The organism is Dehalobacter sp. TeCB1, from assembly GCF_001707455.1.
Taxonomy (GTDB): Bacteria; Bacillota; Desulfitobacteriia; order Desulfitobacteriales; family Syntrophobotulaceae; genus Dehalobacter; species Dehalobacter restrictus.
The window spans coordinates 20,696-31,983 of sequence record NZ_MCHF01000038.1 but is presented as its reverse complement, the minus strand read 5'-3'; the positions used below and the strand labels follow the sequence as shown (position 1 = coordinate 31,983).

11 protein-coding genes are annotated in these 11,288 nt (G+C 40.1%); 8 read left to right on the top strand and 3 right to left on the bottom strand.

The features are described from left to right. Positions 1-293: 293 nt before the first annotated feature. A complete protein-coding gene (locus A7D23_RS10295; RefSeq protein WP_025205296.1) occupies positions 294-986 on the bottom strand; it encodes a Crp/Fnr family transcriptional regulator in 693 nt (230 codons plus the stop codon). 190 nt (positions 987-1,176) lie between these two features. Here A7D23_RS10295 and A7D23_RS10290 point away from each other — a divergent pair, with 190 nt between their 5' ends. Genes A7D23_RS10290 through A7D23_RS10280 form a run of 3 tightly spaced genes read left to right on the top strand, consistent with a single transcriptional unit; the run spans position 1,177 to position 4,064 of the window. Continuing rightward, the gene (locus A7D23_RS10290; RefSeq protein ID WP_068883737.1) at positions 1,177-2,499 is read left to right on the top strand and encodes a reductive dehalogenase; all 1,323 of its coding nucleotides are present in this window, start codon (positions 1,177-1,179) and stop codon (positions 2,497-2,499) included. A 34-nt stretch (positions 2,500-2,533) separates the two neighbouring features. Continuing rightward, positions 2,534-2,836, top strand: a complete 303-nt coding sequence (locus A7D23_RS10285) for a hypothetical protein (RefSeq protein ID WP_025205298.1) — start codon at positions 2,534-2,536, stop codon at positions 2,834-2,836. 31 nt (positions 2,837-2,867) lie between these two features. Then, positions 2,868-4,064: a 4Fe-4S binding protein gene (locus tag A7D23_RS10280; RefSeq protein WP_025205299.1), complete on the top strand. Its 1,197-nt coding sequence runs from the start codon at positions 2,868-2,870 to the stop codon at positions 4,062-4,064. A gap of 309 nt (positions 4,065-4,373) precedes the next feature. Here the strand turns inward: A7D23_RS10280 and A7D23_RS10275 are convergent, their stop codons facing one another. Next, positions 4,374-5,099 (bottom strand): Crp/Fnr family transcriptional regulator, encoded by a 726-nt coding sequence (locus tag A7D23_RS10275; protein WP_038603126.1) that lies wholly within the window; start codon positions 5,097-5,099, stop codon positions 4,374-4,376. A 323-nt stretch (positions 5,100-5,422) separates the two neighbouring features. Between A7D23_RS10275 and A7D23_RS10270 the strand changes: the two genes are divergently transcribed. The 3 genes from A7D23_RS10270 to A7D23_RS10260 are packed head-to-tail and all read left to right on the top strand — an operon-like array spanning position 5,423 to position 8,325. Continuing rightward, on the top strand, positions 5,423-6,715 hold the full coding sequence (locus tag A7D23_RS10270) for a reductive dehalogenase (RefSeq protein WP_025205300.1): 1,293 nt from the start codon (positions 5,423-5,425) through the stop codon (positions 6,713-6,715). 18 nt (positions 6,716-6,733) lie between these two features. Next, positions 6,734-7,036, top strand: coding sequence for a hypothetical protein (locus A7D23_RS10265; RefSeq protein ID WP_025205301.1), 303 nt, complete (start codon positions 6,734-6,736; stop codon positions 7,034-7,036). A 23-nt stretch (positions 7,037-7,059) separates the two neighbouring features. After that, the gene (locus A7D23_RS10260) at positions 7,060-8,325 is read left to right on the top strand and encodes an FMN-binding protein (RefSeq protein ID WP_025205302.1); all 1,266 of its coding nucleotides are present in this window, start codon (positions 7,060-7,062) and stop codon (positions 8,323-8,325) included. Positions 8,326-8,632: 307 nt separating this feature from the next. On the opposite strand, the gene A7D23_RS10255 is transcribed toward A7D23_RS10260, so the two are convergent. After that, positions 8,633-9,322, bottom strand: coding sequence for a Crp/Fnr family transcriptional regulator (locus A7D23_RS10255; RefSeq protein WP_025205303.1), 690 nt, complete (start codon positions 9,320-9,322; stop codon positions 8,633-8,635). Between the two features lie 253 nt (positions 9,323-9,575). Here A7D23_RS10255 and A7D23_RS10250 point away from each other — a divergent pair, with 253 nt between their 5' ends. Both A7D23_RS10250 and A7D23_RS10245 read left to right on the top strand, forming a co-directional pair. After that, positions 9,576-9,881, top strand: coding sequence for a dehalogenase (locus A7D23_RS10250; protein WP_068883735.1), 306 nt, complete (start codon positions 9,576-9,578; stop codon positions 9,879-9,881). 13 nt (positions 9,882-9,894) lie between these two features. Beyond that, complete coding sequence (locus tag A7D23_RS10245; protein WP_068883733.1) at positions 9,895-11,274, top strand: reductive dehalogenase; 1,380 nt, start codon at positions 9,895-9,897, stop codon at positions 11,272-11,274. The last annotated feature ends 14 nt before the right edge of the window (positions 11,275-11,288 follow it).

Genomic DNA, 11,288 nt, shown 5'->3' with positions numbered 1-11,288 from the left:
ATATGATTACCTGCGCTGAAGTTTTTTCTCTATTTAATTGTATCAAAAAAGAGCTGGAATTACTTCTTTCTTCGTAATTCCAGCTCTTTTGCTTTTGAGGTTCAGGTACCACTTTTTCAGTGGCCTCCATTTTAGGCGTTCTTTTTTTAGTAGTGCCTTTATCGAAAAGGTACTTTAAGCAATGGTAATAATGGAATAAATAAAAAATTAGTCAAGATTAATATAAAAAATATTTATCCGGTGTATTTGGGGACTTGAAGTCCTGGGGCAAGTTATCTTGAAGTATATCAGATTTAGAGTTGGGATTGTAACATCGTTTGATAGTCTCTTAACTTCTGGATGTCTTTGATATAGTAATACCCGTTCGTCTGTTCGATTAACATTAATTCCTTTAATTTCTTGATAATCCTTAATGTCGTTATTCGATTTATACCAAGAAGATTGCTGATAAACTGTTGGCTGATTTTAATATTTAATTTGATTTTTGTGTCTTCTTCTACCCCGAAATTCTCGGCAAATGTTAAAAAAAGGTTGCACATCCCCCATTCCGTATCATGATAGAGCAATTCATCAACATGGTTCATATTGGAATAAAATTTCTTTGTAAGGGATTGCAAGAGAAAAAGGGTTACATTTAAGTCTGTTGACAATAGATTCAATAGTTCTTCTTTCTTCAAAAAGACGAGAGTGGTATCCTCACTCGCTTCAAAGTAACAAAAGACCGGAACATCAAAAAGGACATTGGACTCCAAAAAAATGCTGCTCTTCTCAAGAATGCATATGATTCGTTCATTTCCTTTGGGCGAGAATTCCGAAGCAATTACTCTGCCTTCCTTGACAAAGTAAAATCCTTCCATGATATCCCCAGGAGACGCAATAACTGTGTTTTTTTTAAAGAATAATTCCTTGCCGTTTTCAATCAATGTTTTGGAAAAATTATCCAGCCTGTAAATTCTTGAGAATTCTTCAACGGATGTATGTTTCATAAAAATCAAACTCCCTAATATTGATTATAGTATCTCTCCTTTCTGCATTAATATTATCACATACTAATTATACTTTTATTAAAATAAATAAAAATGTAGTCTAGACTACATTTGTAGTGTGGACTTCTACTATTAATTTTGAGAAATGATAACTTATTAATAGAAAATATTTTTAGGGAGGAGTTGTACTATGGATTTGGGTAAAGAAAAAACTGAAAGCACAGAACAAGAAAAGGCTATTTCCAAAAAATTTAGTAGACGGGGTTTCTTAAAAACCTCAGTCGGAATGGGGGTTGGGGCAGCAGGCGCAGCTCTGGTAGGTTACGATGGTAGCATAGCCAATGCTGCAGAGGTTGTACAGCATGATTCGTATCCGGTGGAAATTTCCGCAGATTACAAACGGTATGATCAAAAAAACAATGTAATTATGCGTGCATTGTCGGGAGATCCGGTAGTTAAACCTAATTTTGACACATATTTCGGAAAACACATGGGCTGGATACCAAATAAGGTAGCAGATGGTTACGGAAGACTTGAAGAAGCTATGAAAACCGGCGCCTTCGCGATTGAGGATGGTCTCAACGGTTATCATGCTCCAGGTTTTGCTAGTAAGGGACTATATGAGTGGAAGGAACCGCAAATTAGCGGCGTAGTAAACCCTGAGAAATACACTTTTGATACCCCTGAAGCTGCAAGTAAAGCTGTTAAAAGGGCTGCAAAATTCTATGGTGCGGATCTGGTGGGAATTGCCCCTTATGACGAGCGTTGGGTACTTTCGCGTGTATTCAATATCGAAAAGAACGATAGCGTTCCTAACGTACTCCCGTTTGAACCTAAAAGTGTTATTGTTATGGCTCTTCAAATGAGTTACGATGGTTTTCAAGCCGCTCCGACATCTCTTGAACTTGCTTCTGCCGGAAATATTTATTCCAGTATGGGTGTTGTAGTAAGTAAGGTTTCTCACTTTGTTAGAGCTCTAGGTTACCAAACCGTACCCTGCGGCAATGACACCGCCTTAAGTGTTCCTTTGGCGATTCATGCCGGGCTGGGAGAACTCAGCAGAATAGGGATTGCTATCACTCCGGAATTTGGACCGAGACAGCGGTTCTGCAAAATATTTACAGATCTCCCGTTGGCTGTGGATAAACCGATTACTTTCGGGGTTAAGGAATTTTGCATGACCTGCAAGAAATGCGCAGATGCCTGTCCTTCACAAGCAATATCCCATGATAAAGAGCCGAGTTTTCAAGCTGCAACGATCTCGACAAGTGGCGGTGTCAAAAAATGGGCTGCCAATGCTGAGAAATGTTTGGCACAGTGGGCTGACGCTGGTACTGACTGCGGAATCTGTATTAAAGTGTGTCCGTACAACAAACCGAGCGAATGGCATCATGACTTGGCAAAATTTGCTACAAAGACGCCTGCAAGACCGATTCTGAGGTACTTTGATGATCTGTTTGGATACGGAAAAGCAACGGTTGGTGAGGCCGTAAAGGATTTCTGGAAGAAATAAATAAGAATGTATTAATGAGAAGAGGAGAGATAAAATGATAATATTTTGGATGTTCCTGGGAGCATTAATAGCGTCATCATTTTGGTTTGTTTATATCAAATTCCAGGCCGCAGGCAAAATGTCCGTTGTCCGCTGGATTTTAACGTCCATATCCATACTGTGGGGAGCATTTACCCTGGCTTGGATCGTCAGCAGCATCGGCGAAGGTGAGATGCAGGCTGCTGGCATGGGACTGTTAATCTTCGGAGCGATTTTTCTTGTCCTAGTAATCGTTACGGCACGGTTGAATTCTTTGATACCTTCAAAAAAGAAAGCCAATAAAGTAGAGGCCGCGTAACAACAATAAGGACCTTTATCAGGAGCAAGAAATGAAAAACACAGCAAATAAAATGATTGTATTTGCAGCAACAGTTGTATTTCTCCTAACGTTGGGTTTCAGTTGGACTCATACTGATAACGATACCATACCGTTTATGAATCAAGTTTTTCCGGAAGCGCAATCTTTTCAAAAGATTGCGTCTTCCCCTGTTATTTATGAAGGAAGAATCCAAGGGAAAAACGGTGAGGAAGAAAAAATAGGTTACGTCGTAATCGAGCAAGCGGTTGCTTATGGCGGGCCGATTAAAATGGTCACCGGAATCGACCTTAAAGGAAAAATTGTAGGGACGGTTATTGCCGCCCATAAGGATACGCCATCCTTTATCGATAAGGTCATCGAACAGAAATACCTGGAGAAATTCATTGGAAAAGACATCACGGACCCCTTGTCCATTGACAAGGATATTGACCGTATTTCCGGTGCCACATTTTCTTCCCGGGGAATTGCCAAAGCGGTTTCCCAGGGAAGCCATGCCATAGCCAGGGGCGAGTTCGGGCTGGATGTGAAGGATGAAGTAGTGCCGTTTAAGTTCGGGGCAAAGGAAATAGCCGTTATCGCTTTGATCATCCTGGCGGTGATTGGCGTCGCCTTCAAACAGAGAAAACTGCGCTGGATTGCCCTGATAGGCAGCTTGGTCTTCATTGGCTTTCAATACAATACATCGATTTCCCTTGCCAACATTGCTGCATTATTAATGGGGAATTTCCCACCAATCCGTGAAAACCTCGTTTGGTATATCCTCTTAATCGGAATCCCGGTGATCACCTTGATATTAGGAAAGAATGTTTACTGTTTCTGGCTTTGCCCGTTTGGCGCCTTGCAGGAAATAACCGCAAAAGTAGGCGGGGGTAAATTCAAATGCTGCAATAAAACGATCGAAGCAAAAGCGGCTAAAATAAGATATATACTCATCTACCTGGCACTCATAGGGGCATTTCTGACAAAGACACCGAGTTTTGCCGGTTATGAACCATTTGCTACTTTATTTGGACGGCAGGGATTCGGTATCCAGTGGCTTATTTTGCCGGTCGTGATTTTTACTTCTTTCTTTATCAGCAGATTCTGGTGCAGGTTTTTCTGTCCGGGGTTGATACTCAATGAGATCATCTTACGTCCCAGAAGATATATCATGGGGATTCTGGGAAAAGGAACCAAAGGAATCGAGCAATTAAAGGAATCCAAGTAAGATTTGTATAAGGTTTGTAAATGAACTGAATAACATCGAGGTTAAACAATGAAAAGCAAATTAAGTATGGGGGATTTAGGATTTATTATCTTGATAGCCGCTGTCACTGTTATGATTGTAATAAGTGAATGGCACGCGTATCAGGTTGTTTATTAACCTAGCGACTAAAATTTGTACTTGATAATAAACTGCAAAAATCATCGTGACCTTGGCTTTTTAGCCTTGGTCATTTTTTTATTGGTGACCGAGATAACGGTTATGCAATATTTTTAAATGTTTGGTTAGATGATTTGCGTAATACATCAGCTATCATATGCCTTTATGAAGGCATATTTCGGCTTGATGATTTTTTAACCGCTGCAAGTCTTTAATAAAGTAATAGCCGTTGGTTTGCTCGATCAAATTCAGTTCTTTTAATTTATTGATCATCTTTATCGTCGTACCTCTAGTGACGCCCAGCATGTCACTAATAAACTGCTGGCTAATTTTGATATTCAGCTTTATCTTATTTTCTATTTCTATTCCAAAGTTATCGGCAAATGTTAATAATAGGTGACATATTCTCCATTCTGAGTCATAAACTAGTAGCTCATTTACACTATGCAAATTTGCTAAAAATTTGCAGGTAATCGATTGTAATATTAATAGCGTTACGTCAAAGTCAGTTTTTAATAAATTCAAAAGGTCTTCTTTTTTAAAAAAAAGTAAATTCGAAGGCTCTATTGTCTTAAAGTAACAATCACTAGGAATACTGAAAAGTGTGTTAGATTCCAAAAAGATACATCCCTTTTCGATAAGGCCTAGTATATTTTCATTACCCTTTGGAGAGTATGTACAAGCTTTGACCCGTCCATCTTTTAGATAATAAAATCCATCGGGGACATCTCCGGGAGAAACGAGTATCTTATTTTTGGCAAAGAAAAATTCTTCTCCTACATCCAATAATTTTTCAGAGATATTATCAAACAATAATTTTTCAGAGATATTATCAAATTTGAGAACTTGTGTGAAACTATCTTTTCTGATTTCTTCCATAAAAATCAAACTCCCTTTCGATAGATTTCCCTGAAATTCATCTGGCCTATTCAGACCATCTCAAAGATATCATAATTTCGTTGTTTCCTTTAATATCATCTTGACGATATTTAGTGTACACTGTTTTTTTGTCAGAGACCAGCTTAATTGTTATTTTTGTTACGCTCGATTTTCCCTATTCATATTGAAACAACAGATTCTATTTTGTCCTTAAAATTAATTAATGTTCTATAGTGAACACCTGTCAGATATAGATCTATTCATAATTTTTTATTTTATCTATGATATTTGTAGAGTCAAATATTTTAAGGAGGAGATAAGGTATGATTCCAGAAGATGACAAAGAGAAAAGAATTCAACACAAAAAAACCTTTTCCAAAGAATTTAGCAGACGCGGTTTTTTGAAGACCTCATTAGGAGTGGGGGTTGGCGCAGCTGGTGCCGCATTGTTTGGTTCTGAATTAATGGGCGGAAATGTCGCAAATGCGGAGACTGTAGAGCACGATACCATGCCGGTGGAGATCTCCAGTGATTACAAACGGTACAGTAAAACTTCCTTAGCTCCGGTTCTTACTTCTCCTGGAGGTAAACAATATTTCGGAAAAAGAATGGGGGTAATACCTCAAGATGGAGGAGAGGGCTGGGGACCGCTTGAATTCGCTTTTGATGACGCCTGCTGGTCGATTGAAAATGATATCAATCAGTATAAGGCTACCTTAGGCTATAAATCGCAAGGGCTCTTTTCTTGGGAAGGTAAAGTAAATCCTAACGTGTATCAATTTGAAAGCCCAGAAGCTGCAAGCGCTATTATCAAAAAAGCTGCAACCTATTGGGGAGCAAGTAAAGTAGGGATTGCCCCCTATGATGAACGGTGGGTCTATTCCGAAGTTTTCGATGCAAAAACAGATATGCCTGTTCCTAATGAGCTTCCGTTTATGCCGACACATGTTATTGTAATGGCTTTTGAAATGGATTATGACGGTTATCAGACTGCCCCGGCTTTGCCCCAAACGGCCGCTTCTGCCGATATCTACTCCAATATGGGTGTTACCTCTCATAAGTTGGCTACATTTATTAGGAAATTAGGTTACAAATGCCTGCCTTGTTCCAACGATACGGCTTTAAGTGTCCCGTTGGCTATTCAGGCCGGACTAGGGGAGATCAGTAGAATCGGTATTCTGGTCACTCCGGAATTTGGACCAAGAGTGCGGATATGTAAAACGTACGTGGATATGCCTTTAGCAATTGATAAACCGGTTAGCTTCGGAGTGATGGAATTCTGCAAAACCTGCATGAAATGTGCGGATGCCTGTCCTTCCCAAGCGTTATCCCATGATAAAGAACCAAGTTTTAAAGTATCTACCGCAACGAATCCAGGAGTCAAAAAATGGGCTCAAGATGGGTTAAAGTGCATAACACAGTGGGGAGCAGTCGGTGGTGACTGCGGGATTTGTATTAAAGTTTGCCCATATAACAAAAAGCAAGAATGGCACCATGATTTCGTGAAATTGGGAACAAGGACACCGGCTAGACCAGTCCTGAGATTCTTTGATGATTTGTTCGGCTATGGGAAAATAAGTGTCGAAGATGCATTAAAGAAGTTCTGGAATAAATAAGAAAAGGGGAGAGGTAATATGATTATCTTTTGGTTAATCTTAGGTGCACTCATGGCATCATCCATATGGTTTGTTTATATCAAATTTCAGGCTGCAGGCAAAATGTCCGTAACCCGCTGGGTTTTGACTTCCATATCCGTACTGTGGGGAGCTTTTACCTTGGCTTGGATCGTCAGCAGCATTGCCGAAGGTGAGATGCAGGCTGCCGGTATGGGACTGTTAATCTTCGGAGCAATTCTTCTTGTCTTAGTTATCGTAACGATACGGTTAAATTCCCTGATACCCTCCAAGAAGAAAGCTAATAAGGTAGAAGCAGCATAACATCAGGGTAACAGGAGCAGAAAATGAAAAACTCAGTAAATAAAATCATTGTGTTTGCAGCAACCGTTATATTCTTCCTAACGTTAGGTTTTAGTTGGACTTATACAGATAACGATATCATACCGTTTATGAATCAAGTTTTTCCGGAAGCGCAATCTTTTCAAAAGATTGCGTCTTCCCCTGTTATATACGAAGGGATAACGAAAGATCAAAACGGTAAAGAAGAAAAAACGGGTTACGTCGTAATCGAGCAAGCGGTTGCTTATGGCGGGCCAATTAAAATGGTCACCGGAATTGACCTTAACGGGAAAATCACAGGGACAGTTATCGCCGCCCATAAGGATACGCCATCCTTTATCGATAAAGTCATCGACCAGAAATATCTGGAGAAATTCATCGGCAAAGACATCACGGATCCCTTGTCCATTAACAAGGATATTGACCGTATATCGGGCGCCACCTTTTCTTCCCGGGGGATTGCCAAAGCAGTTTCCCAGGGCAGCCATGCCGTAGCCAGGAGCGAGTTCGGGCTCAATGTGAAGGATGAGGTTGAACCGTTTAAGTTCGGGTCCAAGGAAATAGCCGTCATCGCTTTGATCATCCTGGCGGTGATAGGCGTCGCCTTCAAACAGAGAAAACTGCGCTGGGTTGCCCTGATAGGCAGTTTAGTCTTCATTGGCTTCCAATACAATACATCGATTTCCCTTGCCAACATTGCTGCATTATTAATGGGGAATTTCCCACCGATCCGTGAAAACCTCGTTTGGTATATCCTCTTAATCGGAATCCCGGTGATCACCTTTATAATAGGAAAGAATGTTTACTGTTTCTGGCTTTGCCCGTTTGGCGCCTTGCAGGAAATAACCGCAAAAGTAGGCGGCGGTAAATTCAAATGCTGCAATAAAGCGATCGAAGCAAAAGTAGCTAAAATAAGGTATATACTCATCTACTTGGCACTCATAGGTGCGTTCCTGACGAAGTCACCGAGTTTTGCCGGTTACGAACCATTCGCCACTTTGTTTGGCCTGCAGGGATTCGGTATCCAGTGGCTTATTTTGCCGGTCGTGATTTTTAGTTCTTTCTTTATCAGCAGGTTCTGGTGCAGGTTCTTCTGTCCGGGCTTGATACTCAATGAACTAATTTTGCGTCCCAGGAAATATATCATGAGGATTTTAGAAAAAGGGATTCTAGAAAAAGGGACACTGAAAAAAGTTCCGGGAACCAAAGGAACCAAAGGAACCAAAGCAAGATCTACAAATGAATTGAATAAGATCGAGGTCAAAGAATGAAAAGCAAATTAAGCATGGGGGATTTATTATTTATTGTATTGATATCGGCGGTCGCCGTTATGGTTGTGATTAGTGAAATTCAGGCTTATCATGCTGTTTATTAACCTAATGACTAAAAATTGTACTTGATACAACTTTATTAATGTGAAGCCCATGAGTTGTGTGTTCTCTTCACGCTAAATGAACTGCAAAAATCATCGTGACCTTGGCTTTTTAGCCTTGGTCATTTTTTTATTGGTGACCGAGATAACGGTTATGCAATAAATTCCTAAATGTTTTGGTTAGATGATTTAACATAATACATCAGCTATGCCTTATGAACACATATCTCGGCTTGATGATTTTTTAACCGCTGCAAGTCTTTAATAAGGTAATAGCCGTTCGTTTGCTCGATCAAATTCAGTTCTTTTAATTTATTGATTATCTTGATTGTCGTACCTCGATTGACACCAAGAATATTACTAATAAACTGCTGACTAATTTTAATATTCAGCTTTATTTTATTCTCCACCTCTATCCCAAAATTATCTGCAAATGTTAATAACAGGTTGCATATTCTCCACTCTGTATCAAAAAATTGTAGTTCGTCGAAAAGATACTCATAAAAATGAAATTTACGGGAAACCGATTGCATTACATATAGTGTTACATCTATGTCTGTTGCCAGTAAATCTAAAAGGTCTTTTCTTCTAAAGAAAATTAAATGCGAGTCCTCCATAGTCTCAAAATAACTGTCAATCGGAATATCGAAAAGTACACCAGATTCTAAGAATATACTACCCTTTTCAAGAAGGGAAATTATCTGTTCATTACCCCTTGGAGAGTATTTATAACTTTTGATCCGGCCATCTTTAATATAATAAAATCTGTCTGGAACATCCCCCTGAGAAAAGACTACTTTATTTTTAGCAAAGAATAATTCTTCCCCTACGTCCAATAATTTTTCAGGAATATCACGAAATTTGACAATATGTGAAATGGATCCACACTCTTTCATAAAAATCAAACTCCTATATCGTGGATTTTCAAAAAGTATTTCCCTGATTATCACTGAACTATATTTAGTCTACACTATTTCTTTGTCGGATACCAGCTAAATTATTTAAAAATAAATTTTATTTTGTCATTAAATTGAAATAATGTTATCTAGCCAACACCTGTTGGCTAGAAATCTATACATTCTTGTTTATTTTTTATACAGTAATTACAGATTGGTATTAAAAAAGATAATTAAGGAGGTGAGGAAACAAATGAGTACAATACTAATATTTTTGGCGGGTATATTATTTTTAGCTGGTGTTCTTTTTATTAAACCTCGTGCGAAGCAGGATAAGACTTGGAAAACCGTATCGATATGGGCTTTATATGTTATTTTATTTGTTACTGCTTGTATAGGGGTTTCCTTTGTTTACATCAACGCAAGCGTAGGACACGTCAAGGCATCGAGCACGGCGATCTTCCTGTTTGGGGGGATTGCACTTATTTTGGCTATCGTCTTAGCCCGAGTCTTAGGTTTTATCGGCGCTAAGAAAAAGACCGAGCCATTACAGGCTTAGAGGAGGAAAGTAAATGTCGGAGATTTCTCAGAATAAAGAAAAAGCATCCAAACAACAATTTTCAGTAAGCCGGCGCGGTTTTCTGAAAACCGGCGTGGCTGCAGCTGCGGCGGGTGTCATGGGAGCGATTGCTGCGCCATCCAAGATGGCCAACGCTGCGTCGACAAGCTTAAGCTATCAGCCTGCCAAAGGGAAATGGTCCAAATTACGTCCCGAAGCAAATTATGGAGGAGCCTCTGTTCGTTCTGCAGAACATAATGATCAATGGCTGGGGACATCGAAGATTACAGGAAAAGTTCAAAAATTTGATGAACAAGACGGGGGATTCTGCTTAGCTATTAGAGGTTTGCTTAGCGAGAAAGCAAAATATGGGTATTATCAGTCAGGTCTAAGGAGTCCGCTGGCAACCAGTAATATTATAGCAATTAATGCTATTAGTGGTCCGGAGATGGTCGATGGTCCTGTTTCACAGGAAAGACTCCCCATTCCGGATCCGGAACAGATGTCGCAGCATATTAAAGATCTTGCTTATTATCTGAGAGCTGACGAAGTAGGTATCGGTAAAATGCCTTCCTACGCTTATTATGCAAGTACAATGGAGCCTACCCAGGGGGCTTTTGCTTCAGGTATGGTTTCAAAGGATGCGACAATTACAAAGAGACCGGTTACTGCCAGTCTTCCCAATGTTATTGTTGTGGCAGTGGAACAACACTTGGAAACGTATCTGGCGTCAACAGGCTATGATGGAATCGCCGTTTCGCAATCCACACGTTGTTACCATGCTTCTGCAAATATTGCGGTAATGATGGCACAATACATCCGAATTCTCGGCTATAACGCTAGAGCCCAACATTTTGGCAACTATGAAGCCGTTATGGGACCTTGCCTTATCGCTGCCGGAATGGGTGAACTTACCAGAACGGGGGACTGTGTCGCTCACCCTAGGTTTGGATTCCGGTCAAAAGTTGCTGCCATAACGACTGATTTACCACTGGCTCTGGACAAACCGATCGACTTCGGAATGTTGGACTTTTGCAGGGTTTGTAAAAAATGCGCGGATGAATGTCCTTCTAAAGCGATTACCCTTGACCCAGATCCTGTGCCATATAACGGCTATCTGCGTTGGAACACTGATTCGAAGAAGTGTACGGAATTCCGTTGCAGTAACGAAGAAGGTGTTAGTTGCGGTAGATGTATTAAAGTATGTCCATGGAGTTCCAAGGAGGACTCTTGGTTCCATGAAGCAGGAATATGGATCGGAAGTCAGGGTCAAGCTGCCTCAAAATTGCTTAAATCAATTGATGATATGTTTGGTTACGGCACTGAAGTTATTGATAAATACAAATGGTGGCTGGAATGGCCGGAGTTTTATAAAATCCAGATGCCAAGCTGATTCGTACAGTTTAA